This window comes from Pseudomonas azotoformans, from assembly GCF_001579805.1.
GTDB lineage: Bacteria > Pseudomonadota > Gammaproteobacteria > Pseudomonadales > Pseudomonadaceae > Aquipseudomonas > Aquipseudomonas azotoformans_A.
The window spans coordinates 2641122-2666748 of sequence record NZ_CP014546.1 but is presented as its reverse complement, the minus strand read 5'-3'; the positions used below and the strand labels follow the sequence as shown (position 1 = coordinate 2666748).

The window sequence follows — 25627 nt, the reverse complement described above, 5'->3', positions numbered from 1 at the left end:
CCGCTTTTCCATTCAATGCCTCTCATTAGGAGTACCACCATGAAGACCCTTAACGCCCTGTTCGCCGCCCTGCTGTTCACAGGGGCAGGCCAAGCCTACGCCGCCTCCAGTGTGGATCTGACCGTGCGCGGGTTGATCACCCCGAGTGCCTGTGAACCAGCCCTGTCCGGCGGCGGTAATGTGGAGATCGGCAAGATTTCCGCCAAGGACCTCAAAGCTGACGAAGAAACCCGACTGACCGACCAAACCTTGCAACTGACCATCACCTGCGATGGCGCAACCTTGATGGCAATCGAACCGAAGGATAACCGTGCGGGCTCGGCCTCCGCAGTTGACGACGCGGCCTTCGGCCTGGGCCTGGTCAACGGCAGCGAAAAACTGGGTTACTTTGCCATGGCCGTGGAATCGGCAGTGGCGGATGGCGCTGATGTAGGGCCCATCGCCTCGCGCGATGGCGGGCTGACTTGGACACGCCTGATGTTCCTGATCAACAACGGCTTCACCTCGGTCGCCAACAGCACCACCATCGCGCCAGTCCCCGTGCAGGTGTTGGTGGCCGACGTGACCATTATGCCCAGCATCGCCCCGGCCAATGGTCTGACCCTGACCGAAGAAGTGCCCATCGATGGCTCCGCCACCTTGACCGTCAAGTACCTGTAACGCAAAACCGGGCGCAACGCAGTGCCTTGCGCCCATCGCGGTTCTCACGGATGTCTCCTCAACACGGTTCCAACAACAGACCATGAACACGTTCTCACGCCGCTTGATGTCGCTCTGTCTATGCCTGACCGCCACTCCCGCGCTGTGCGCCTCGCAGGTCGATGTCACGTTGACCGGCAGCATCACCCCCAGCGCCTGCACACCCACCCTGTCACCCAGCGGCGTCGTCGATCACGGACGGGTGCCGGCGCGTTCGCTCAATCAATATGAGTTCACCGAACTGCCCGCCAGGACGCTGGACTTGAGCGTGACCTGCAACCAGTCAGTCCTGTTTGTGCTGGTAGGCGTAGACAACCGTGCCGACTCATCCGTGGGGCCGGGCTTCTATTACGGCCTGGGCAACAACATGTATGCCCCGGCTGAACGCCTGGGCTCGGTATCACTGGCCATTCGCGAAGCCGTGGGCGACGGGCAGCGCGCAATTGTGCTGGCCTCCAGCAACAAGGGCCTGACCTGGTTTCCCGAGTCCAACGCTTACCCGGATAACTACATGGGTTTTGCGCACCCCGGCACCCTGGTCCCGGACCCGCATAGCGTGCTGACCGCCAAGCTGGAAATCAAAACATCGATCAACGCCGCCGCCTACCTGACCCTCGACCAAGAGGTGCCGCTGGACGGCTCCATCGTGCTAGACCTGAGGTATCTGTAGTCATGTTCCCTTCTCCTTGCGCTGCCTTGATAACACGGGTGTTCAACCTGGTTCGCTACACCGGTCTCTACCTCGCGGCACTGGCCCTGACGCTGTGGGGGCCAACGCTGGTGCTTGCTGACGGCATGGTGCCGGACACGTCCGTGGTGATCGTCAACGAAGCCGACGGCGAAGCCTCGGTGTCGGTGACCAACACCGATTCCAAGCTCGCCCTGCTGCACGTCACCCTGGAGGATATTCCCGAGGACTCGGCACCGCTGCTGTTTGTCACGCCGCCGCTGACGCGGGTCGAACAGGGCAAGAGCCAACTGATCCGTTTCATCCTTCAGTCACCCACGCCCTTGACCACCCAGCGCCTGAAACGGGTGATTTTCGAGGGTATGCCCCAAGGCCGCGCCAACGGCCAGGCTGGCCATGCGCGGGTGGGTGTGACGGTGCGCCAGAACCTGCCGGTGATCCTGCATCCCAAAGGCCTGGCGCCCAATCGAACGCCTTGGACCGGCCTGGTCTGGAGCCTGAAAAACCAGCAACTGAGCGTGAACAACCCAACGCCCTATGTGGTGCGCCTGGCCCAGGAGCTGACGCTACTGCCGGGCAAGGGCTCGGCGCTACTGCCGCGCACTTACGTACTGCCCGGCGAGACCTTGAGCGTCGCCGCAAGCCAAGCCCAGGCCAGCACCGTGCAGATGCAGCCGGCCACCGTTTACGGGTTTGCGGTGGCACCTTACGAAGCACCGATCACCCTTTGATCCCAGCGCCGCAAGGATTCATGCCGGCGCCCTGATAACGAAGTGGCTTCCCATTGAAGGCCACCGGGAGCCTGTCCGTACCGAGGGATCGGTACGGGCCTGCCTCCACTTATTCGAGTATGACTTGTGAGCACAGTTATGACTGATCGCGACGGCAAAGCCGTGCCTGGCATTTCATCGCCCCGGGCACACTGGTTGCTGGCGAGCCTTGCGCTGACCCTGGGCACCGCGTTGCCAACAAATGAGCCTCTGGCCGATGAAAGTGCCGGCTCGTTCGACCCGCAAACCCTGGCCCAGCGCGGTATCGACCCGCAGTTGGCCAACCTGCTGCTGGAAGCGCCTCGCTTTGCCGCAGGCCACCACGCCCTCAATCTCAACGTGAACGGGCAGCGACGCGGGCGGGTCGATGTGGTGTTCAACGGGCAAGGCGCGCTGTGTTTCAACCAGGCGTTGTTGGATGCGGGCAACCTGCGCGTGCCGGCGGACACTGGCGAATGCCATGACTTTCTCGACGCCTACCCACAAACCGTGATCGAGCAAGATCCGGCCACCCTAAGCCTGTCGTTGGTGGTGCCGACCGAAGCACTGCGCCCGGCTGTACGCGACGTGTCCGGCTACCAGACCGGCGGTTTTGCCGGGTTGCTCAACTACGATTTAAGTGGGCTGTACAACGAATACGGCGACAACAACAGCCGCTTCGGCTCGGCCAATACCGAGGTCGGCTTTAACGCGGGCGACTGGATCGTACGCAGCCGCCAGGTACGCACCTGGCAAGACAGCACATCGCGTACCACGCATCTGGATGCCTACGCCCAGCGAACCTTTGCCGAGCAACAAGCAGTGTTCCAGGCCGGGCAGATCAACCTGTACAACCCGGTGCTGGCCGGTGCGCAAATCACCGGCGCCCAGGTGCTCACCGAAACCGCGCTGCAGGACCAGAACCAGGGCGCGACCATCACCGGCATCGCCAACAGCCCGGCCCAAGTGGAAATTCGCCAGAACGGCGCGTTGATTCATTCCACGGTGGTGCCCGCCGGGCCGTTTGCCCTCACCGATGTGCGGCGCTTGAACAGCCGCTCAGATGTGGAAGTCACCGTCAAGGAAACCAGCGGCGAAGAGCGCCGCTTCACCGTGCCCGCCGCCATGCTGGGCCTGGGTTTGCCAGCACCGGGTTACTCGGTGGCGGCTGGACGTATACGCAAAGTCGGCGCCGGCGAAGGCGCCGAGCCCTGGGTGGTCAGCGGCGGCTGGAGCGGTGCGCTGCACCCGCAGGTCAGCGTGGGCGGCGGCCTGCTGGCGACTGAGGATTATCGCGCGGTCGGCGCGAACCTGGGCTGGCTGCCGTGGCAGGACAGCCAGTTCCAGGTCTCTACCCAGCTCGCCCAGGCCAGTCGCCTGGGCAACGAGCGCGGTGTGCAAACCAATCTGTCATGGTCGCAACGCCTGACCGAGCGTTGGGCAGTTACCACGGCCGGCTCCTGGCGCACCATGGGCTATCGCGACCTTGAAGACTCGACTTACACCACTGACACCCGCGAACAACAACGCTCACGCTATCGCGATCAGCAGAGCGCCACGGCGTCCTGGTCGCATCCGATGCTGGGAGCCTTCAGCGCCGGTTTCTCACGCTCCTCGACCTTTACCGGCGAGAGCAGCAGCCGTGCATTGGCGTCGTGGGGCACCAGCTTTGGACGGGTGTCGGTCTCGGCGAGCGCCGAATGGCAAGTTGGCGGGCGCCAGCAAAGCGATGACAGCGTGTACCTGAACATCAGCGTGCCCTTGGGCGAGAACCGTCGAGGCCGCGCCTGGGCGCGCAATGCCGGTGGCGAACACCGCATCGGTGCTGGGGTGAGCGAGCAGCTCAATGACCAGTTGAGCTACCAGGTGGGCGTCGAACGCGACAGCCGCGACCGTGAGGTGGAGTCGTCCGTCGGCGTCTCGGCGCTGCCGTATTACAGCCAGCTGGACTTCAACTACACCCGCAACAACCAGGAACGCTCCAGCTACCAGGGCGGCGCCCGCGGTGGTGTAGTGCTGCACGGCGATGGCCTGACCTTTTCGCCCTACCCGGTGCGCGAGACTTTTGCGGTGATGTCGGTCGGCGACATGGCCGGCATCCAGGTCAGCACCCCCAGCGGCCCGGTGTGGACCGACTGGCAAGGCCAGGCGGTGGTGCCGCAACTCAGCCCGTACGGACGCAGCCCGGTGGAAGTGCAAACCCGCTCGTTGCCGCGCAATGCCGATATCAGCAATGGCCTGGCGGTACTGTCGGCCGGGCGAGGCGCGGTGGACAAAGTCGAGTTTGGCGTGGCCCTCACCCGCCGCGTGCTGCTGAACGTCACCACCGCAGACGGCCAACCTCTGCCCCGTGGCGCGGCGGTCAGCACCGTCGACGGTGAGTTCGTGACCCTGGTGCAGGAAGGCAGCCAAGTGTTCTTGCCCGACGTGCTCGACCGTCGCGAGCTGTGGGTCAGCGCCCCCGGCCAAGCCCGCTGCCGCCTGAGCTACGCGTTGCCCGAACGCGGTGACCCCGAGGTGTATTACGAGACCGCGCCGGCGCGGTGCCAACCATGAGGAGCTTCACCATGGGCCTGAAACCTGCCTTGTTGTCAGCCAGCCTGCTGCTGGGCGCAAACGCCTGGGGCATGGATGAGTGCCAGTTGAACCTGAGCGAAACCCGTGTGGACTTTGGCCTGATGAACCGGGCTGTTGCACAGGGTTCGCCTACAGAACACTCGTTGGGTGAACGCCGCTTGAGCCTGAGCCTGAACTGCCCCACAGCCACCGGCCTGTCCCTGTTTTATCGAGGGTTGGCGGCAGGCAACGAACGTTTCCAGTTCACCCAGCGCGGCAGCTACAGCCTGCGGGTCAGCGACGCACTGCTCGACGGCCAGGCGGTGGAATTGGGCTTGTTGTCCGGCAGCGGCCAGTCGGTGGTAAGCAGCGGCGCCACATTGCGTTGGCGACCTGAGCACGGAGTTGTGCCGATGCGCGCCGGCGTGCCGGCCAACGGGCGCAGTTTGTCGCTGCAACTGGAACTCAGTGCCTGGGCGCAAGAGGACGCCCTGCGCGTCAGCGATGCGGTCACGTGGGAAACCAACGGCCTGTTCGATGCGATCAACACCGGCCGCTCACGGGAACTGCGCCTGCAAGCGCGCTTTGCTCCTGCGGCCTGCACGCCAAGCCTGTCCAACGGCGGCACGGTGGCGTTCGGCAAGTTGTCGGTGATGGACCTGAATATCGACAAGGAAACCGCCCTGCCCACTCGACCGCTGGTGGTCAGCGTGGCGTGCGATGCGCCCACCGGCTTCACGCTGCGCCTGCAGGACAATCGCCAAGGCTCGGCCACTGGCCCCGCGGATGACACGTCATATGGCCTGGGGCTCGATGCACGACAGCAGAAAATCGGGCGCTACCGCTTGATCTTCGACCCGACACGCACCACCGCCGACAGCTTCCCCCAGCTCTATCGCACCGACTCCCCCACAGGCGCAGCGCCGTGGAGCAGCGCGAGCGCCAACCCGCTGGCGATTGGCGCCAGCCGGTTCCTCGGTTTCAGCGCCAGCGCCGGCAGCACCGGCGGCCCCGAGCCGATTCAACAACTGAGTGCCACCACCAGCCTGGAAGCGGTGATCGCACCGCTGGGCACGCTGGACCTGGGCAGCGAAGTGCGCCTCGACGGCGCCGCCACCCTCGAACTCAACTACCTCTAGGAGCCTTCCCATGAACCCCGTTCTGACCCCTCTGGCCGCGCTGGCCCTGCTGGCTGGCACCGCACACGCCGCGTCCACTGCCGATCTGGCCGTCACAGGCCTGATCACACCCATGGCCTGCACGCCATTGTTGTCCAGCGGCGGCCTGGTGGACTTCGGCAAGATCTCACGCAACGACCTCAACCTCACCAACGGCACCCGCCTGCCCCACAAATACCTGACGCTGACCGTCAACTGCAACGCCCCCGGTCGCTTCGCTCTGCGCATGCGCGACAACCGCGACGGCACGGCCCACGTCAATAGCGAGATTTTCTACGGACTGGGGCTGGACACCAGCGGCAACAAGATCGGCGTGTACTCGGTGAGTTTCGATCCCAAGCAAACCGTGGTCGATGACCTGGCCGTGGTGTACGGCACCGAGTCCACCACCGGTGGCCTGGCCTGGCGCACCGCCAACCTCAACCCCATCGATGTCGGCTCGCGCAGCTTGCTCGGTTTTACCGATGTGGTCGGTAGCACTGCCGGCCCCTCGGCCATCCAGATGCTGACCAGCACATTGAAGCTGGAAGCCACGATCAACGCCCGGCAGAACCTGGACCTCAGCGTGGAAACACCGATGGACGGGTCGGCCACGTTGGAAGTTGTGTACCTGTAACCCTAACCCCTGAGTAGGAGCACCACCATGAGTACCCCCCGCAACCTCCTGATCGCCGCGCTGCTGGCGAGCGTCGGCCCTGCCTTCGCTGCGTCCAGTATCGACCTGAGCGTCAGGGGGGCGATTACACCGAGTGCCTGCACCCCTGGCCTGCCCAACGCCGGTGTCATTGAATTGGGCAAGGTGTCGGCCAAGGACCTACGCCTTGACCTACCCACTTACCTGCCCGGCCAAACCCTGGAGATGACGGTGACCTGCGAAGCCGCGACGTTGTTCGCCATCGCCGCCCAGGACAACCGGGAAGGCACGGAGTCCAGTCTCGACTTCTATAACTTCGGCCTCGGACTGATCAATGGCAGTGAAAAACTTGGCTATCTCACGATCTCCATGTCCGGCCCCACCGGGGACGGAGTCTCCGTCAGAGCCATTGGTTCGCAGGACGGCGGCACGACCTGGCAGCGCGAGAGTGCCTTCATGGATGACGGCCTGACGTCTGTTGCAGACATGACCACGCTGGCGCCCTTGCCGGTGCAACGACTGGTCACTGGCCTGCAGGTCGGCACCGTCATCGCCCCGGCCAGCAACCTGACCCTGACCAATGAAGTGCCCATCGACGGCTCCGTGACCCTTACGATTTCGTACCTGTAACCCCCTTCCCCCCTGTATAGGAGCAACACCTTGAGCAAGTCCCTGAATACCCTGATCGCTACGCTGCTGCTGGTTGGCGTCAGCAACAGTTTTGCCGCCTCCAGCATTGACATGAGCGTGCGCGGACTGATCACCCCGAGCGCGTGCTCGCCCAGCCTGGGCAATGGCGGGCAGTACGATGTCGGCAAGATTTCCGCCAAGGATCTCAAGCTCAACGACTACACATCGCTAGGCGATTATGTCACGCAACTGACCGTGACCTGCGAGGCCCCGACCCTGATGGCCATTGAGCCAAAGGACAACCGGGCGGGTTCGGAGGCCATGGGTGAGCCGTCCTACTTTGGCCTGGGGCTGATCAACGGCAGTGAAAAACTCGGTTCCGTTTCTGCATTTCTGGAGAAGGTGTTCGCCGATGGCGTGGCGGCCAGGGCGACCGACTCGATGGATGGCGGTTCGACCTGGGAACGACACCGCTCCATAAGCCCCAATAGCATCACTTCAGTCGCCAACAGCGCGGCTTACACGCCAATCCCGGTGCAATCGTTCGAAGCCCAGATGATGCTGACTCCGGTCATCGCCCCCGCCAGTACCCTGACACTGACCGAAGAAGTGCCCATCGACGGCTCGATCACCCTGACCGTGCGTTACCTCTAAACCTTCTCGCTGGTCACCCCGACGTAAAGGGCACGACCAGCCCCCAACCCGGCGATGATCGCGCCCAGGCCGATCACGCCGAACACCCAGCCGGTGGCGCCCCAGCCACCGGTCCAGTCATGCAACACCCCCACCGCCAACGGGCCCATGGAGGCAAGCGTGTAGCCGATGCCCTGGGCCATGCCCGACAGGTTGGCGGCCACGTGGGCGTCGCGCGAGCGCAGCACGATCAGGGTCAGCGCCAGGCTGAACGTACCGCCCTGGCCCAATCCCAGCAGGATCGCCCAGCCCCACAAGCCTTCAAGCGGCGCAAACAGGCAGCCGAAGAGCCCGCCAAGGGTGAGCAACATCACTACTACGATGGCCAGTCGCTGGTCCTTGCCACGCGTGGCCAGCCATGGCGCGGTCAGGGCGCTGAGCAATTGCACGATGATCGAACCGGACAGCAGCAAACCGGCTTCGGTGGCACTCAGGCCACGGCTGATCAGGATCGACGGCACCCAGCCGAACACGATGTAGGCCAGGGAGGATTGCAGGCCCATGTACAAGGTGACTTGCCAGGCCAATGGATCGCGCAGCAAGCCCTTGACCCGATAGGCCACCTGATGGGCGCCGTGTTTTTGCCCGACCTGGGGCAACCAGAACACTGCCGCCACCAGCGCGGGCACGATCCAGAAGCCCAGGCCCAGGTTCCAGCTGCCACCGAAATAATGACTCAGCGGCACCGTCGCGCCCGCCGCCAGCGCTGCGCCCAGGCACAGCGCCATGGTGTAGACGCCAGTCATGGTGCCGGCTTGCTTGGCGAAGTCACGCTTGACGATACCGGGCAACAGCACGCCGATGATGCCAATGCTGGCACCTGCGATCAGGCTGCCGACAAACAGCCCGACTTCACCGAATGAGCTGCGCAGGATGATACCTGCGGCCAGCGTCAACAGAATTCCCAGCACCACCCGTTCGGCCCCAAAACGCCGCGCCAGGATCGGCGCCAGCGGCGCGAACAGCCCCAGGCACAGCACCGGCAAGGTGGTCAGCAAACCGGCCTTGGCCGCCGACAGTCCCAAACTGGCCGACACCTCGTTGAGCAACGGCGACAGGCTCGACAGCGCCGGGCGCAGGTTCATCGCCACCAGGACCAGTCCCATGATCAACAACCACGGGCGGCTCACCACCGGTGGGGTGTGCTGGATCACCTCGTCGTCGGCTTCTGCGTCGATCAACAGTTCTTCAAGTTTGGTTTCAGAGGTCATTGATCAACTGCCGGCAGAGGGATGGGCGTTTGCCCTGATCACTGGTTGAAAAGTCCTACAGCCTATTCGGACGTGCCTACAAGAGCAACGCACTAGGTTTTTTAGGCAGGAAAAGGAGCAGTATTTTCGATTGGTAAAATTACCCTATGAGGGTAATTATTGGACTCAGGTGTCTTATGGAAAAGTACACACCTCATTACGATTTGGCGGTGATAAAGGCGGATGTGAGACGGCTGGGGAGAAGCGCCTTCACACAGTCAGCACAAAAGTGCGGTTGGGAGCTGCGCTTCAGCATCGAGCAAATGCAAGACGTCATTTATGAATTACAAAACTGGATGCTGTACAAATCGATGACCACTTATGGGGACCATCGAGTCTGGCAGGACGTGTACCACACCCACTCGAAAGGCAGGGAGATTTACATCAAGGTGACTTACCGCGCAGACGGAAGGCCACCGGTGATCTCCTTCAAGGAGAAAAGCCAATGAAAGAACCAGAGCTTTGCTATATCTGCGGCGCACCCGACGCACTGCACTACTTCGAGGGCCGCAGTGAAACCATCAGTGTCAAAGGCATGGAGCGTCGGGTGGATAATCTTTCCGGCTGGGAATGTCATGTATGTGGAGACGGCTTTTGGGATCCGGATACAGATAGCGCCGACCGTTTTGGAGAAGCAGGCGATGAACTCGTCGTCGTCGCCCGAAAAATGATCGGCGCCGAGATAAAACGCATCCGCCGCAAACTGCACCTTACGCAAAAAGAGGCCGTGGAACTGCTCTCCGGTGGCGGCCACAACGCCTTCTCACGTTACGAGCGCGGCGAACTGCTTGCCCCCAAAACCCTAGTGGTACTGATGCGTTTGCTGGATCGTCACCCGCACTTGCTGGCTGACGCAAAAGCCCTGGCCGAGGGCGCAGACATGCGCGGCGCCTTCACCTACACCAAGCACGATAAGGCCGAAACACTCAAAGCGTCCTAGCCCAAAAAAATAAACCCGGCGCCAGGCCGGGTTCATTTATTCACATATCGATCAATGCAGAATCTGGCTCAAGAACAGCTTGGTCCGGTCATTCTGCGGATTGTCGAAGAAGTCGTTCGGCGCCGCCTGTTCGACGATCTCGCCCTTGTCCATGAAGATCACGCGGTTGGCCACGGTGCGCGCAAAGCCCATTTCGTGGGTCACGCAGAGCATGGTCATGCCGTCTTCGGCCAGGCCCGATCATGGTGTCGAGTACTTCCTTCACCATCTCCGGGTCGAGTGCCGAGGTCGGCTCGTCGAACAGCATGATTTTCGGCTTCATGCACAGCGCCCGGGCAATCGCCACACGCTGTTGCTGCCCACCGGACAGTTGCCCCGGAAACTTGTGGGCCTGCTCCGGAATACGCACGCGCTCCAGGTAGTGCATGGCGATTTCCTCGGCCTTGCGCTTGGGCATCTTGCGCACCCACATCGGCGCCAGCGTGCAGTTCTGCAGGATGGTCAGGTGCGGGAACAGGTTGAAGTGCTGGAACACCATGCCGACTTCACGGCGGATCGCTTCGATTTGCTTGAGATCGTTGGTCAGCTCCACGCCATCCACCACGATGCGGCCCTGCTGGTGTTCTTCCAAGCGGTTGAGGCAGCGGATGGTGGTGGACTTGCCCGAACCCGAGGGGCCGCACAGCACGATACGCTCGCCCTGCTTGACGTTGAGGTTGATGTCTTTCAACACGTGAAACTGGCCGTACCACTTGTTGACGCCCTGCATCTGGATAATGCCTTCAGGGCTCACAGGCTGTTTGATCGCTTCGCTCATAACATCAACTCCTAACGCTTGTGGCCTGTGTCGAGCTTGTGTTCCAAATGAATGGAATAGCGCGACATACCAAAACAGAAAATCCAGAACACCAGGGCGGCGAACACGTAGCCTTCGGTGGCCATGCCCAACCATTTAGGGTCGGCGGCGGCTTGCTTGACGCTGTTGAGCAGGTCGAACAGGCCGATGATGATCACAAGGCTCGTGTCCTTGAACAGCGCAATGAACGTGTTGACGATGCCCGGAATCACCATCTTCAGGGCCTGCGGCAGAATCACCAGGCCCATCGAACGCCAGTAACCCAGGCCCATCGCAGCAGCGGCTTCGTACTGACCTTTGGGAATCGCCTGCAAGCCACCGCGCACCACTTCGGCCACATAGGCCGACTGGAACAGGATCACGCCGATCAACGCCCGCAGCAGCTTGTCGATACCCATGCCTTCGGGCAGGAACAACGGCAGCATCACCGAGGACATGAACAGCACGGTGATCAACGGCACGCCGCGCCAGAACTCGATGAAGGTCACACAGACCACTCGAATCGCTGGCATATTCGAACGCCGCCCGAGCGCGAGCATGATGCCGAGCGGCAAGGCGCCGGCGATGCCGACGGTGGCGATCACCAGGGTCAGCATCAGGCCGCCCCATTGGCTGGTCGCCACGTTGGTCAGGCCAAACGCACCGCCGTGCAGCAGGAAGAACGCGATGATCGGGTACAGCACCAAAAAGCTCAGCCCGTAGACCGCCTTGCGCTGGAAGCGCGAGATGAACAACGGCGCCACGCCAACGATGGCCAGCCACACGGTGAGGTCCACGCGCCAGCGCAGGTCGCCGGGGTAGTAGCCGTACATGAACTGCCCGAAGCGCTGTTGGATGAACACCCAGCAGGCGCCTTCCTTGGTGCAATCAGCGCGTGTCGTACCGACCCAGTTGGCGTCGATGATCGCCCAGCTCAGGATCGGCGGTACCACCAGGTAGATCAGGTAGAACGCCAACAGCGTCAGCAGCGTGTTGAGCCAGCTGGAGAACAGGTTGGCGCGCATCCAGGCCATCGGCCCGAACACTTTGTTCGGCGGCGGCATATCCGGTTTGAAAGTATGTGAACTCATGGGCGTTTCCTCACCGCTCGATCAGCGCAATGCGCTTGTTGTACCAGTTCATCAGCAGGGAAATGCTGATGCTGATCGCCAGGTACACGCTCATGGTGATGGCAATGACTTCGATGGCCTGGCCGGTCTGGTTGAGCACCGTGCCGGCAAACAGCGAAACCATTTCCGGGTAACCAATACCGGCCGCCAGGGACGAGTTTTTCGCCAGGTTGAGGTATTGGCTGGTCAGCGGCGGAATGATCACCCGCAGGGCCTGCGGGATGATGACCTTGCGCAACGTCGGCCCAGGGCGCAGGCCCAGGGAGCGCGCGGCTTCGGTCTGGCCGTGGCTGACGGACTTGATGCCCGACCGCACGATCTCGGCGATAAACGCGGCGGTGTAGACGGTCAACGCCAGGGTCAGCGCCAGCAGTTCAGGGATCAGGACCCAGCCGCCGACAAAGTTGAAACCCTTGAGCTCGGGCATTTCCCAGTGCAGCGGCGCACCGAAGATCAAGGTGCACAACGCAGGGATCACGATGATCAGCGCCAAGCCCGCCCAGAATTTATGGAACGGAACGCCAGTCGCTTCAAAACGCTTGTTGGCCCAACGCGCCATCAGCACGATTGCCACGATGGCAACCAAAATGCTGACCACAAACGGCCAGAACCCATCGGCGGCAATCGCTGCCGGCATGTTCAGGCCACGGCTGCTGACAAAGAAGGTATCGCCGAAGTTATGACTGTTACGCGGCCCCGGCATGGTCAGGAACACCGCGAAATACCAGAACAGGATTTGCAGCAGCGGCGGAATGTTGCGGAACACTTCCACATACACGGTCGCCAGCTTGTTGATCATCCAGTTCGGCGACAGCCGCGCCACGCCGATAACAAAACCGAGCAGGGTCGCCAGGATCACGCCGATGAAGGTCACCAGCAAAGTGTTGAGCAAACCGATCACAAAGACTCGGGCATAGCTGTCCGATTCGGTGTAGTCGATCAAATGCTGCGCGATGCCGAAGCCGGCACTGCGTTCAAGAAAGTCGAAACCCGAGGTAATGCCCCGGTGTTGAAGGTTGGTCTGGGTGTTGTTGAAGAGGTACCAGCCCAGCGAGACCACCGCCACAATCGTGATGATCTGGAAGAGCCACGCACGCACTTTAGGGTCGCTGAAGCTTAGCTTCTGCTTGGGTGCGCCGATTTGTTTTTGCATGAAATGCCCCGAAAATAATGGAACAGAACATCACCCGGCGGTTGGCCCACCGGGTGACAGAACCATCAGCGATCAGCGCACAGGGGGTGCGTATTGAATGCCGCCGTTGTTCCACAGCGCGTTCAGGCCACGGTCGATTTCCAGCGGGGTGCTCTTGCCCAGGTTGCGCTCGAACACTTCACCGTAGTTACCGACTTGCTTGACGATCTGCACAACCCAATCTTTCTTCACTTTCAGGTCTTTGCCGTATTCGCCGTCAGCACCGAGCAGACGCGCAACGTCCGGGTTCTTGGTGGACTTGGCTTCAGCTTCAACGTTTTTCGAAGTGATGCCGGCTTCTTCAGCGTTGAGCATGGCGTAGCCAACCCAGCGCACGATGGCCAGCCATTCGTCGTCGCCGTTACGTACGACCGGGCCCAATGGCTCTTTGGAAATGGTTTCCGGCAGAACCACGTAGTCCTTCGGCGCGGCCAGCTTGCTGCGCTGGGCGAACAGTTGGGACTTGTCGGAGGTCAGCACGTCGCAGCGCCCGGATTCCAGCGACTTGGCGCTTTCGTCGGAGGTGTCGAAGGTGATCGGGGTGTATTTCAGGTTGTTGCCGCGGAAGTAGTCGGAAACGTTCAGCTCAGTGGTGGTGCCGGCCTGGATGCAGATGGTTGCACCGTCCAGCTCCTTGGCACTTTTCACGCCCAGCTTGTTGTTTACCAGGAAGCCGATGCCGTCGTAGTAAGTGATGAAGCCTGGGAATTTCAGGCCCATGCCGGCGTCGCGGGAGCTGGTCATGGTGGTGTTACGGGACAGAATGTCGACTTCGCCGGATTGAAGCGCGGTGAAACGCTCCTTGGCGTTCAACTGGCTGAATTTGACCTTGGTCGCGTCACCGAAAACAGCAGCGGCTACAGCGCGGCACACGTCAGCGTCGATCCCGAGGATCTTGCCGCTGGCATCCGGCACCGAGAAACCCGGCAGGCCGTCGCTCACGCCACATTGCACAAAGCCTTTCTTCTGCACGGCATCCAGGGTGGCGCCAGCTTGGGCGAAACCGCTGACACCCAGTACAGCCGCCGCAGTCACGATGGCCAGGGTGGATTTCAATACCTTCATTCAAACCTCCAGTTTGCTCTTGTTGTGTCGGAGCTCGAACCTCAGCGCACCCTTATGAGGCGATATCGACCCGTGTTGGCTTTTTTTAGGGTCAAGCGGCATGAAGTTGTCGCAGTAATTCCAGTTGCTATCCCACAGGCGGCAGTCACTGATAGTGTTACCGTCCCGAGATAGCGCTGACATCGTTCAACACATAGCAAGGCGCGTACCAGAGTGTCGGCTGAGCCGATTCAGCCCACGGTCAATAGAAAAAGATTCAACCGTGCGACATCTTCTTAACAGATCAACCTGTCGCGCACCGTTCCGTCGCACTTAATCGGAGCGCGCGCACATTAATGGAGCAGACATGACCGACCCCTTGATTCTTCAGCCCGCCAAGCCCGCAGACGCCTGCGTCATCTGGTTGCATGGCCTGGGTGCCGATCGCTACGACTTCCTGCCGGTGGCCGAAGCGCTGCAGGAAAGCTTGCTGACCACCCGTTTCGTTTTGCCCCAGGCACCGACCCGCCCGGTGACGATCAACGGTGGCTACGAGATGCCGAGTTGGTACGACATCAAGGCCATGAGCCCAGCGCGCTCCATCAGCCTGGAAGAGCTGGAAGTCTCAGCCAAAATGGTCACGGATTTGATCGAAGCGCAGAAGAGAACCGGAATAGACGCGTCGCGCATTTTCCTCGCCGGTTTCTCCCAAGGCGGTGCCGTGGTTTTCCATACCGCATTCCTGAATTGGGAAGGCCCGTTGGGTGGCGTGATCGCCCTCTCCACTTATGCGCCGACCTTCAGTGATGAACTCGAATTGTCCGCCAGTCAGCAGCGTATTCCGACGCTGTGCCTGCACGGCCAATATGACGACGTGGTGCAAAACGCCATGGGCCGTAGTGCCTATGAGCATTTGAAGACCCGTGGTGTCACCGTGACATGGCAGGAATACCCAATGGGCCACGAAGTGTTACCCGAAGAGATCCGCGATATCGGTGCCTGGTTGACCGCTCGCCTGGGCTGAAAACCACGGTTTATGTAGCCGTATGACAGACGCACTACGCCGCGCCCGATTCTTGCATTACACTGGCCGGCGTACATTCCTTAACCAATTAATGAGATCACCGTGCTCAAAGCACTCAAGAAGATGTTCGGCAAAAGCGAGGCTGAGCCGCTCGCGCCTGATTCCAGTGCTCCTGCCCCGACAGCCGGTAGCCGCAATGACGGCCAACAACCCGCGCGGAACGCACCGGCTGCCCAGCCCAAGAAGCCAGCGGTGACACCGCCTGAACAGGCAAAGCCAGTTGAACCTGCTGCCGCGCCAGTGGCGCCAAAGCCACGTCGCGAACGTGCGCCAAAGCCGCCGGTGATCCCATGGAAACTCGAAGAGTTTGTCGTCGAGCCCCAGGAAGGCAAGACGCGTTTCCACGATTTCAAACTGGCGCCTGAACTGATGCACGCCATCCAGGACCTGGGGTTCCCGTACTGCACGCCGATCCAGGCGCAGGTGTTGGGCTTCACCCTGGCCGGTAAAGACGCCATCGGCCGTGCCCAGACCGGCACCGGCAAGACCGCCGCGTTCCTGATCTCGATCATCACCCAGTTGCTGCAGACGCCGCCGCCGAAAGAGCGCTACATGGGTGAGCCGCGCGCACTGATCATCGCCCCGACCCGCGAGCTGGTGGTGCAGATCGCCAAGGACGCCGCCGACCTGACCAAGTACACCGGCCTCAACGTCATGACGTTCGTCGGTGGCATGGACTTCGACAAGCAGCTCAAGCACCTTGAAGCCCGTCACTGCGACATCCTGGTGGCGACACCGGGCCGCCTGCTGGACTTCAACCAGCGCGGCGACGTGCACCTGGACATGGTCGAAGTGATGGTGCTGGACGAAGCCGACCGCATGCTCGACATGGGCTTCATCCCACAAGTGCGTCAGATCATTCGCCAGACCCCGCCGAAATCCGAGCGTCAGACCCTGCTGTTCTCCGCGACCTTCACCGAAGACGTGATGAACCTCGCCAAGCAGTGGACCACCGACCCGTCCATCGTCGAGATCGAAGCGGAAAACGTCGCCAGCGAAAACGTCGAGCAACACATCTATGCCGTGGCCGGTGCCGACAAGTACAAGTTGCTCTACAACCTGGTCAACGACAACGGTTGGGAGCGCGTGATGGTGTTCGCCAACCGCAAGGACGAAGTGCGCCGCATCGAAGAACGCCTGGTGCGTGATGGGGTGAACGCGGCGCAATTGTCCGGCGATGTGCCGCAGCACAAGCGTATCAAGACGTTGGAAGGCTTCCGCGAAGGCAAGATTCGTGTGCTGGTGGCCACTGACGTAGCAGGCCGTGGGATTCACATTGATGGCATCAGCCATGTGATCAACTTCACCCTGCCGGAAGTGCCGGATGATTATGTGCACCGGATTGGTCGTACGGGCCGTGCGGGGGCTGCAGGTGTGTCGATCAGCTTTGCGGGTGAGGATGACTCTTACCAATTGCCGTCGATCGAGGCGTTGCTGGGGCGCAAGATCAGCTGCGAGACACCGCCGACGCATTTGTTGCGGGCGGTGGAGCGTAAGCGGCCTTAAGCCTTGCTCAAAATGAAAAAGCAGGCTTGTGAGCGCCTGCTTTTTTTGCTTTTTTTTCAGCCTCCGTGAATCACACCGACGACCTCATGATGTCTCTTGGTATGCCTCAGCCAAAATCGGCTGACGGATACGGTTCGCCTCATCTCTGAAGGACTGATAAAAGCGGCTGGCGCTCTGCGGCATATCAACAAATTGCCTCATCATCTGTTGCTGCTGTTGTCCCACCCCATCGCCAGTAACCTCCTGCGACTCTGATGTCAGGGCACTGTAACGCGCATTCAGACTGCGCATTAAATTCACACCTCTGATGACGGCTCGGGTAGAACCAAATGCTTTACTCCCCGGGGTTATGCGACCAGCGACTTTAAAGGTTCGGCCACTGAATATCTTGATTGCAGATCTCAGGCCTTCACGCGCGGGTTCGGTGAAATAACCCGAACGGTGTGCGATGTCCCCAACACCCTTGATCCCTTTTGCAGAATTATAGGCTCCACTCGCCGCTCCCCAGGCGTTGTACGAGCTGGCTGCCCAGGAGGCCATTGAAAAGCCGAAGGCCGCCCACCCCAAATTACGGATGTGACTGGAACGGTCCCACCCCATTGCCGCATCTACCGCTTCGACGCCTAATGCCGCGACCCCTAACGTGCTACCAATGACACCCAATGCCGTTCCGGCGACCATCACCATCTGAGCTGTGGTTGCAGCGGCTAAACCGACTGCCGCAATGCCTGCCACGCCAATGCCCAGCGCAACAACCCCTAACGCCAACGCCGCTCCAGTCAACACCCACTTCAACCAGGTTGGAAACAACCCGCTGGGGTCGCTTTGGTTGATCGGGTCACCGTTGCAGTAGCCATTAGCATCGAGTCCTGCATCAGAAGAGAACAGCGGATCGGCTGAGAGAAATAGCTTGAGATCCGGGTCATAGGCACGCTGACCATTGCCCAGGTGATAGAGGTTAACGGACAAGTCCAATCGCTCGCCGTTGAACGCGGGTACTTGTAGGTCGGCCAAGGTGCGGGCCTTGCCATCATTGAGGGGAATGGTCGTATCACCATAGGGCGTGTAATGCCGCCTTACGTGAGCCTGACCCGGCGCCGTCACCCCACGCACACTACCCGCTCCATCGCTCACATGCAGTTGCGGCCCATCTACTCCGCCACTGCGTAGCGCCAACTGCTCGCCGGCCTGGAAGTAGCGCACTTTTTTCGCACCCTCTGCCAGCGTATCGAGACGATCGCCTACGTAGGCCAAGCTGACGGCAGGCTCTGCGCCACGAGCAGCCACAACTTGGCGTCCCTCTGCGTCGTACTCGTAGCGAATGCTCTCTATGCCAGTTTGCACGCGGGTCAGTTGGTCAAAGCCATCGAACGTATACACCTGGCCTTGCGGACCCTTTCGCAGGTTGCCCGCAGCATCATAAGCCAGTGTTATATCCCGAACCGGATTGGTATAGGTCAGACGTGTCAGTTGGGTAGGATCCAGCCCTGTGAAGTAACGCTGGCAAATATCTTCAGAGCCATCAACGAAGGTCGTAACCACCTTTGTGAGGTTGTCGAAAGCACCATGGCTAAATTGCTGCGCAGCAATATCGCGACCTTGTCGGTCCACCGGACGTTCACGGCCTTGACACGTGTAGTCCCGCAAATGCCCAAACGAGTCGTACTCATAGGCCTCCCCAATCACCACCTGCCCATTTGCGTCCCGCATAAACCGCGTCGCCAACAAACCACTGGGGTGATAAGTGCTGGTCAGGGTCTGCAACAGCGCACCGTTTTGCTCGAAGCGACGTACGTGCTCACGTCCCAACCCATCGTAGGTGATTTTAGTGTCAACCCGTGTGGCTCCCTGCGCCGTGATCAGGGTATCGGGCTGTCCGAACGCATTGTAGCGCTGCTCGACGATAAGCGATCCAGCAGTCATCTTGATAAAACGTCCTTGCCCGTCGTAATCATATTGACTGCGCTGACCATCAGCAGCGGTGTGTTGCAGCATACGTCCTGCTGGAGAGTGGCTATATCCAGCCGTTAACACACTACCGTTGGCCGTATGAACTTCGCTCTTGGGAAAACCGGATTCGTCATAGAGCAACTCATGGACCAGACCTGCCGAAGTGGAGCGTGTCAGGCTGGCATCGGACGGATTGAACAGAAAATCCCGGTCGGGATGGCCCGCCAGTTTCACCTGCTCAACCACACCAAGCTGTTTGTCATAGGACAGCGTTTGGACAGCACCTTGAGGCGACGTCCGAGTGACCGGCTCCGTCCAGTTAGTTTCATAGCCGAAGGTTGTTGCAGCGGCCTTACCCCTGGCTTGCGAGGTCAATCGCCCAAGGCTGTCGAAGCTGCGTGTACCCACTTCTATGCCGTTTATCTTGATGGCCGTTACGTGATCGTCACTGCTTCCCGACGCGTAGACTATTGTCTGTTCTCGCGCTGGGCTCCCATCGGCGGGTACTTCACGCAACCGCACTACTCGGTCGAAAGCATCATAAAAAAAATGTTCAGTCCGTTTATTACCTTTGTCTTCACGGGTAGTGCACCGGCCAAAACCATCGTAGGTGCTGGACTCTATCTCAACGGCGTTGTCCAGGGTATCTAGGCGATTGACCTTAACCGGTTGGCCAAATTCGTTGAAAATAGTCTCCTGTCTTTCGCCACCGACGGTACCTGTCAGCCTTTGATTAAGCTGTGGATCGTAGTCGTCAATCGATACGCTGCCATCCGGGTGAGTGGTGCGACTGCTATTGCCCCAACGGTTATAGGTATAAACGCTCTTTAGCGTCCTAGTGCCGTCTGGCAGATAATCAGTCTTCACCGATTCAACCTGTCGCCCTTGCGCATCATAAGCCCACGACCCCGTCAGAACCTCCACGCCACCCGCCTGCAATTTAGCCTCCGATACCCGGCGGCCCCTACCATCAAAATACGTGATAACACGATTGCCTTGTGCATCAGTTGTCACCAGATGGGCGTTTTTCTGCACGTCCTTGAAATGATAGGCATAGGTGCGCCCAGCTTGTTGCGGTTTTCCGGCAGAGGTTATCTCCGACGCCAGCCGCCCACTTGCATCGAACACCATATCCAAAGAGCAATTACCGTCCCCTGTCACCGACAGCAGGTGACGGGTGACTAATGAGAGGGTACGGATCGACTCCAGGTATTGCCCCTCGCGTCCAACAAGCTTGCGCGTTTCTGTCAGCGTGTCACCGGTAACGGTGTAGCTGAACTCACTGTGCTGTGACTGTCCATCGATAGTGCAGGTGCTGGTCTTCAACCGACCGGCTAATTGCGCGGGTGTGTCGTAATAGGTTTGCTGCTGGTTGAATACAGCCCCCTGAGAAGTCGACTGCTGCACAACAAAGTAGCTGGCGCCCGTCAACGGCAAGCGAGTGTGGGTGTATTCGGTGAGTCGGGCGGCAGGCGTTCCCCCGACAGGAACTAGGCGTTCCTGTTTTATGTAGCGCTGGAACTGATTATGGGAGTCGGCCGGACACTTGCCGCTCTCCCCAGCGACCGGATAATAGGTGTATTCGGTACGAACACCAGAGGCCTCGGTACGGCTTAACTCATTGCCGTATTCGTCAGTCGTTATCGCGACCTTTGTCTCCCGTACATTACCGCCTGCCACAAGTGCATAGCGTGTTGTAATGAGTGTGGGTAATTGATAGTTAGCGGGCTGCGCCGGGAAGAGCCCAGGTTTCGCGTTATAAGCAACGAGTTTAGTAGTCCGGGTGCCTTCGCGCAGGACGTCTTCCTCGATGAGCAGATGGTATTTGTTATAGGTCAAACGAGTGGTCAGCAAAACCACGTCATTAGTCCCGAGCCTTTTCTCCTCAACCCAGTAATTATACTCACCACCTATGGTGTACGCGTTGTCCTCGTTCTTGTCATAGCCACCGATAAATGGGTACCCCGTAAAATTATTGACCGGACTATAGCTATAAGCCCATATCATCATCTGTTGGTTAGCGCCAGGGGTTATTACCCAACGGTTAACCCGCGGAATATATTGATTCTGTGCATACGAGTGGCCCGCCTCGGTGTATACGATCAGCTCATCTCCCCCCATAGGCGATCTTACCCGAGTAATTGCGATCAGGCCATTACGGAACTCCGTGTATTCAAACGTATAACCCGCTACCCCCGGCACGCCAACCGTATCATAAGGCGCAGTGACATGAGTGAGGAAACCGTTTACCTGCGTAAAACGCGTGCGAGCCTGACGTCCGCTATCGACACGCGTATCTGTGTACTGAAGTCGATTCCCCGAATACACCATTGTTAATAAAGATTCTTGACTGTGGCCGATGATTTTTTCGAGCTCACCATTGACTGCGTAGCGAAACTGCAAGCGCTCGCCGTTTTCAAAATCAATAAATATAATCCTATATGGTTTGGCACTACTGGTACGCTGCAATACCTCACGTGTACCGTCCTTATAAACCACATGCAACGTGCTGGCGTCGGGGCGTTTTACAACCAGATCCTTGAGTTTGCGATCTTTGAACTGCATCATCCCCCCAACGGGGGGAGCCCGAGAGTGCTGAACCGCTCACCTGTTAGCAGAGTAAGTTTGCCACTATCAACATCAAATTCGGTATTACTCAAACTCCAATTCCTCCCAACGAATGAGGAATTGGGCGACATTAGGGAAAATGACAAAACAATGTCTTTTCTCGACTCCAATGCGCCCTGCGGATAAAGTGTCACTAAGTGAATACGGAAGTTGTAATGACCTGTTCGAGAGTCAACATGACCTTGAAAATAGCGATCAACGTTAAAAGCCTGAGAATGCAGTTCCATAGAGCACCCTATTGAATCTCTGGATTATCTGTATCAGCCCACCCACATAATCTAGGCATCTTGAAAGTTTACGGTTTGGCCTTTATCCGGGGATGCGATTCGAAGCCTAATTAAATTCCCAAAATTATCGAGTCCAAGCCAAGTGCCTTGACAGGGTGAATGACCGTTCTGGACTACTCGATGAATGATCCTTATGGCACGCATATTAGTGCGCACCTGACCGAACCTTACCAGCAAACTAGGCGATACTACTGTTGTATTCCAAATATCAGAAACTCGAATCTCCGTAAACGAATCATCCTTCCCAGTAAGCGTTCCCACTCGATTGTGAAAAGGTGCTCCGGAGCTACCAAATATACATGATGTATGAAAAGGATGGGGTGCTTCAGTTTCACCCACTCCTAGTTCAAGACCCAAATTACTGAAAACCCTTAAACCTTGCGGCAGAGTCAAGTAATACACAGCAACATCAAAGTTCTCACTGTGGTGTGCATCATAGTCTGCATTAAGAGTTAACTGACTCGCCAACACTCGATAGGGCACAACAGGCGTGACGTAAATACCCGAATCGCACTCACTTGATACGATAGTTTCACTACCGATATTTAATTGAGCCATCAATCGATGAGGCTCTATGCTCGCTCGCTCATCTGCAGATATATAATAATCAAATAGCTCAACACCTAGAGGTGGAGAAACTGGATCGGCCTGATCTTCCAACTGTGGAACTCCATCACCCGTCCAGCGCCCAGTATCATAATCATTCTTATATCTATAATAGTTAAATCCGCGCGGCATCGCAGACGTTGGCGGCCCATACGTGCGGACATGAAGGTATGCGTAAAGCACCTCACTCAAAAGCACCTGCGTCCAGGTTAAGTCACGCTCTTGTTTTTCCAAGATCAACTCTATAACGACCTTGAGTTGATGCTTGCCATTTCTATAAAGCAAATTAGTTGATGACCCACCGCCTGGAAGAACCAACCGAAAGTGTGCAGCCCTGTATATTTCCGCGCGCGCATCGGATGTTTTACAATTCTCCACAGACCTATCAACGCTTTTATTCACGGCCATTTCTACGCACCTCCAACCTTATGTTATCGAGATAACATTTAAGAGGAAAAACACGTAAAGTGTTAACTGTCAGATTTGACAGTTAACAAGAGCCATTCGAAATAAACTTTCAATTTTTTAACGCCAATAGGGCTTTAAAAGCCTTCAAGATTCCAGCGTTTCTCTGCTGCCTGATCACTTTCGCGCCCCTCCACCCAACGCGGCCCCGCACTGGTATTTTCTTTCTTCCAAAACGGCGCCCGCGTCTTCAGGTAGTCCATCACAAATGCACACGCATCAAACGCTGCCTGCCGATGGGCGCTCGCTGCCGCCACAAACACAATCGGCTCCCCTGGCTCCAGGGCGCCAATGCGGTGCAGCACTTCCAGCTTGAGCAACGGCCAGCGCTGCTCGGCTTCCACGGCGATCTTGGCCAGGGCTTTTTCGGTCATGCCGGGGTAGTGTTCCAGGAACATGCCTGCCACATCCAGGCCATCGTTGAAGTCGCGTACATACCCGACAAAACTCACCACCGCACCCACACCCACGTTGGCCGCGTGCATGGCATTCACCTCAAAACCCGGATCAAACGCCTGGGCCTGCACTCGAATGGCCATGATCAGCCTCCGGTCACGGGTGGGAAGAATGCGACTTCGTCACCTGCCTGCACCGGCTCATCAAGGCCGCACAACTCTTCGTTGCGCGCACACATCAGGCTGGTCTCGTTGAGTACGGCAAACTCCGGGTCACTGGCCAACGCCAGGCGTACAGCGTCGACAGTGGCGAAATCACCTTCCATCTCCAGCGAATCAAACCCCACCGCCTCGGCGTAACGCGCAAAAAACAATACGTTGATGCTCATGCCTGGTCCGCCTTGAAGTGCCCGCTCTTGCCGCCCAGCTTTTCCAGCAGGCGAATGCTTTCGATGGTCATGCCGCGATCCACGGCCTTGCACATATCGTAGATGGTCAATGCCGCGACGCTGGCAGCGGTGAGGGCTTCCATCTCCACGCCGGTCTGGCCGGAGAGTTTGCAGCGCGCCAGGATGTGCACCGCGTCTGCGCCATCAGCGCTCAGTTCGACCTTGACGCCCGTCAACATCAACGGATGGCACAGCGGGATCAAGTCACTGGTTTTTTTCGCCGCCTGGATCCCGGCAATGCGGGCCACGGCAAATACGTCGCCCTTTGGGTGGGCGCCGTCGACAATCATTTGCAGGGTCTCGGGCAGCATGCGCACCCGGGCTTCGGCCACCGCTTCACGGAACGTCACGGACTTGTCGGTGACGTCGACCATGTGGGCGCGACCTTGGGAATCGAGATGAGTCAGCACAGGGATACTCCTGATCAGGAGCACCGATTGTAAACCTTACACACAATAAATGTGGGAGCTGGCTTGCCAGCTCCCACCGTGGCTGTGGTTATAGATGGGATTCGGCGTATTCCGCCAGGATCGAACGTGGAACCCCTTGCAACGCAATGTGCACGCCGTTCGGGAAGTCTTTGAAGCGTTCCGTCAGGTAAGTCAGCCCGGAGCTGGTCGCGGACAGGTAAGGGGTGTCGATCTGTGCCAGGTTGCCCAGGCACACCACTTTGGAACCAGCGCCGGCACGGGTGATGATGGTTTTCATCTGGTGCGGGGTAAGGTTCTGGCATTCATCGATTAAAATCAGGCTCTGCTGGAAGCTGCGACCTCGGATGTAGTTGAGGGATTTGAACTGCAACGGCACTTTGCTGAGGATGTAGTCGACGCTGCCATGGGTGTTTTCGTCATCCATGTGCAAGGCTTCGAGGTTGTCGGTGATCGCCCCCAGCCACGGTTCCATTTTTTCCGCTTCGGTGCCGGGCAGGAAGCCGATTTCCTGGTCCAGGCCCTGCACGCTGCGGGTGGCGATGATGCGGCGATAGCGCTTGGTCACCATGGTCTGCTCGATGGCGGCAGCCAGGGCGAGGATGGTCTTGCCGGAACCGGCGGCACCGGTCAGGTTGACCAGGTGGATGTCCGGGTCGAGCAGCGCGTACAGCGCCAGGCTCTGGTAGATGTCACGCGGTTTCAGGCCCCAGGCTTCCTGGTGCAACAGGGGTTCCTGATGCAGGTCGAGGATCAGCAGCTTGTCGACCTGGATCTCTTTGATCCAGCCCACGAAGCCCTGTTCGTCGACGATGAATTCATTGATATGCACGGCGGGCAGATTTTCGATCAGCTGCACCTGGTGCCAGGTACGGCCATGGTCCTGGCGGGTTTCGACCTTGCTGACGCGATCCCAGAACGAGCCAGTGATCATGTGATAACCACGGGACAGCATCGACACGTCGTCGACCAGTTGGTCGGTACTGTAGTCCTCCGCCGCGATCCCACACGCTCGGGCCTTGAGGCGCATATTGATGTCTTTGGTCACCAGCACTACGCGCAGGTCCTTGTCGCGGGCGTGCAGGTCGATCAATTGGTTGATGATTTTGTTGTCGTTCAGATTTTCCGGCAGCAGGCTGTTGGGCTCGCTGCGCTTGCTCATCAGAATCGACAGCAAGCCCTTGGGCCCGCCTTTGCCGCGCTGGATCGGTACGCCGACTTCGACGTCCTCCGGCGACGCTTCGCCCAATGTCTTGTCGATCAGGCGGATGGCCTGGCGACATTCGGCGGCAACGCTGTGGTGCCCGCTTTTGAGTTTGTCGAGTTCCTCAAGCACGATCATCGGGATGGCGACGTGGTGTTCTTCGAAGTTGAGCAGTGCGTTTGGATCGTGGATCAATACGTTGGTATCAAGCACATAAAGGATTGGCTGGTCGGAAGAAGGGTTACGTCCATGATCATCCATACTCGGTCACCTTTTGTGGGAGCCAGTCGACGCAATACCTGGGCGGTGCTGCGCCTCGATTCGACCACCGACTGCACCTTAAGTGACGTCAAGCGCAGTGCCCACCTGAGGAGTCTTGGAAGACGCCACCTGTGCTGCAGGTTTCG

22 protein-coding genes and 1 pseudogene are annotated in these 25627 nt (G+C 59.0%); 12 read left to right on the top strand and 11 right to left on the bottom strand.

Annotated features, from left to right (window positions below):
• The first annotated feature begins 39 nt into the window (after positions 1 to 39).
• The 8 genes from AYR47_RS12350 to AYR47_RS12315 all read left to right on the top strand — a co-directional run bounded on the left by AYR47_RS12350 (position 40) and on the right by AYR47_RS12315 (position 7788).
• Positions 40 to 660, top strand: coding sequence for a DUF1120 domain-containing protein (locus AYR47_RS12350; RefSeq protein ID WP_033902491.1), 621 nt, complete (start codon positions 40 to 42; stop codon positions 658 to 660).
• Positions 661 to 742: 82 nt separating this feature from the next.
• Positions 743 to 1369 (top strand): DUF1120 domain-containing protein, encoded by a 627-nt coding sequence (locus AYR47_RS12345; protein ID WP_061435397.1) that lies wholly within the window; start codon positions 743 to 745, stop codon positions 1367 to 1369.
• Between the two features lie 2 nt (positions 1370 to 1371).
• Positions 1372 to 2118 (top strand): fimbria/pilus chaperone family protein, encoded by a 747-nt coding sequence (locus tag AYR47_RS12340; protein ID WP_237142547.1) that lies wholly within the window; start codon positions 1372 to 1374, stop codon positions 2116 to 2118.
• A 138-nt stretch (positions 2119 to 2256) separates the two neighbouring features.
• Positions 2257 to 4692, top strand: a complete 2436-nt coding sequence (locus AYR47_RS12335; RefSeq protein ID WP_082781490.1) for a fimbria/pilus outer membrane usher protein — start codon at positions 2257 to 2259, stop codon at positions 4690 to 4692.
• Between the two features lie 11 nt (positions 4693 to 4703).
• Positions 4704 to 5831, top strand: a complete 1128-nt coding sequence (locus tag AYR47_RS12330) for a DUF1120 domain-containing protein (RefSeq protein WP_061435395.1) — start codon at positions 4704 to 4706, stop codon at positions 5829 to 5831.
• Between the two features lie 10 nt (positions 5832 to 5841).
• Entirely contained in the window at positions 5842 to 6486 is a 645-nt protein-coding gene (locus tag AYR47_RS12325) for a DUF1120 domain-containing protein (protein ID WP_033902495.1), read from the top strand.
• 27 nt (positions 6487 to 6513) lie between these two features.
• Positions 6514 to 7134 (top strand): DUF1120 domain-containing protein, encoded by a 621-nt coding sequence (locus AYR47_RS12320; RefSeq protein ID WP_061435393.1) that lies wholly within the window; start codon positions 6514 to 6516, stop codon positions 7132 to 7134.
• A gap of 30 nt (positions 7135 to 7164) precedes the next feature.
• The gene (locus AYR47_RS12315) at positions 7165 to 7788 is read left to right on the top strand and encodes a DUF1120 domain-containing protein (protein ID WP_061435391.1); all 624 of its coding nucleotides are present in this window, start codon (positions 7165 to 7167) and stop codon (positions 7786 to 7788) included.
• On the opposite strand, the gene AYR47_RS12310 is transcribed toward AYR47_RS12315, so the two are convergent.
• Entirely contained in the window at positions 7785 to 9038 is a 1254-nt protein-coding gene (locus AYR47_RS12310; RefSeq protein WP_033902498.1) for a CynX/NimT family MFS transporter, read from the bottom strand. The two genes, AYR47_RS12315 and AYR47_RS12310, sit on opposite strands and share 4 nt — an antisense overlap.
• A 176-nt stretch (positions 9039 to 9214) precedes the next feature.
• On the opposite strand from AYR47_RS12310, the gene AYR47_RS12305 reads away from it, so the two are divergent.
• Together AYR47_RS12305 and AYR47_RS12300 are read left to right on the top strand one after the other, a co-directional pair.
• Positions 9215 to 9526 carry a type II toxin-antitoxin system MqsR family toxin gene (locus tag AYR47_RS12305; RefSeq protein ID WP_033902508.1) on the top strand — a complete coding sequence of 104 codons (312 nt, stop codon included), beginning with the start codon at positions 9215 to 9217 and terminating at the stop codon, positions 9524 to 9526.
• Positions 9523 to 10017 carry a type II toxin-antitoxin system MqsA family antitoxin gene (locus AYR47_RS12300; RefSeq protein ID WP_061435389.1) on the top strand — a complete coding sequence of 165 codons (495 nt, stop codon included), beginning with the start codon at positions 9523 to 9525 and terminating at the stop codon, positions 10015 to 10017. Before AYR47_RS12305 ends, AYR47_RS12300 begins: the two co-directional genes overlap by 4 nt.
• 51 nt (positions 10018 to 10068) lie before the next feature.
• On the opposite strand, the pseudogene AYR47_RS12295 reads toward AYR47_RS12300, so the two are convergent.
• The 4 genes and pseudogenes from AYR47_RS12295 to AYR47_RS12280 all read right to left on the bottom strand — a co-directional run bounded on the left by AYR47_RS12295 (position 10069) and on the right by AYR47_RS12280 (position 14239).
• A pseudogene (locus AYR47_RS12295) lies at positions 10069 to 10834 on the bottom strand (amino acid ABC transporter ATP-binding protein).
• An 11-nt stretch (positions 10835 to 10845) separates the two neighbouring features.
• A complete protein-coding gene (locus AYR47_RS12290) occupies positions 10846 to 11943 on the bottom strand; it encodes an amino acid ABC transporter permease (protein ID WP_016978216.1) in 1098 nt (365 codons plus the stop codon).
• Positions 11944 to 11953: 10 nt separating this feature from the next.
• Complete coding sequence (locus tag AYR47_RS12285) at positions 11954 to 13135, bottom strand: amino acid ABC transporter permease (protein WP_033902500.1); 1182 nt, start codon at positions 13133 to 13135, stop codon at positions 11954 to 11956.
• A gap of 72 nt (positions 13136 to 13207) precedes the next feature.
• On the bottom strand, positions 13208 to 14239 hold the full coding sequence (locus AYR47_RS12280) for an amino acid ABC transporter substrate-binding protein (protein ID WP_016978213.1): 1032 nt from the start codon (positions 14237 to 14239) through the stop codon (positions 13208 to 13210).
• Positions 14240 to 14585: 346 nt separating this feature from the next.
• Here AYR47_RS12280 and AYR47_RS12275 point away from each other — a divergent pair, with 346 nt between their 5' ends.
• Together AYR47_RS12275 and rhlB are read left to right on the top strand one after the other, a co-directional pair.
• Positions 14586 to 15242: an alpha/beta hydrolase gene (locus tag AYR47_RS12275; protein WP_033902501.1), complete on the top strand. Its 657-nt coding sequence runs from the start codon at positions 14586 to 14588 to the stop codon at positions 15240 to 15242.
• A 96-nt stretch (positions 15243 to 15338) separates the two neighbouring features.
• Positions 15339 to 16808 carry an ATP-dependent RNA helicase RhlB gene (rhlB, locus tag AYR47_RS12270; RefSeq protein WP_208603940.1) on the top strand — a complete coding sequence of 490 codons (1470 nt, stop codon included), beginning with the start codon at positions 15339 to 15341 and terminating at the stop codon, positions 16806 to 16808.
• A gap of 84 nt (positions 16809 to 16892) precedes the next feature.
• On the opposite strand, the gene AYR47_RS12265 is transcribed toward rhlB, so the two are convergent.
• The 6 genes from AYR47_RS12265 to AYR47_RS12245 form a co-directional block, all read right to left on the bottom strand.
• Entirely contained in the window at positions 16893 to 21323 is a 4431-nt protein-coding gene (locus AYR47_RS12265) for an RHS repeat domain-containing protein (protein ID WP_237142546.1), read from the bottom strand.
• A 341-nt stretch (positions 21324 to 21664) separates the two neighbouring features.
• Positions 21665 to 22687, bottom strand: a complete 1023-nt coding sequence (locus tag AYR47_RS32560; protein WP_156487795.1) for a hypothetical protein — start codon at positions 22685 to 22687, stop codon at positions 21665 to 21667.
• 134 nt (positions 22688 to 22821) lie between these two features.
• On the bottom strand, positions 22822 to 23283 hold the full coding sequence (gene moaE, locus AYR47_RS12260) for a molybdopterin synthase catalytic subunit MoaE (protein ID WP_061435385.1): 462 nt from the start codon (positions 23281 to 23283) through the stop codon (positions 22822 to 22824).
• Between the two features lie 2 nt (positions 23284 to 23285).
• Positions 23286 to 23528, bottom strand: coding sequence for a molybdopterin converting factor subunit 1 (moaD, locus tag AYR47_RS12255; protein WP_033899587.1), 243 nt, complete (start codon positions 23526 to 23528; stop codon positions 23286 to 23288).
• On the bottom strand, positions 23525 to 23998 hold the full coding sequence (moaC, locus tag AYR47_RS12250) for a cyclic pyranopterin monophosphate synthase MoaC (RefSeq protein WP_061435383.1): 474 nt from the start codon (positions 23996 to 23998) through the stop codon (positions 23525 to 23527). Before moaC ends, moaD begins: the two co-directional genes overlap by 4 nt.
• 88 nt (positions 23999 to 24086) lie before the next feature.
• Positions 24087 to 25481, bottom strand: coding sequence for a PhoH family protein (locus AYR47_RS12245; protein WP_016978207.1), 1395 nt, complete (start codon positions 25479 to 25481; stop codon positions 24087 to 24089).
• Positions 25482 to 25627: the final 146 nt, after the last annotated feature.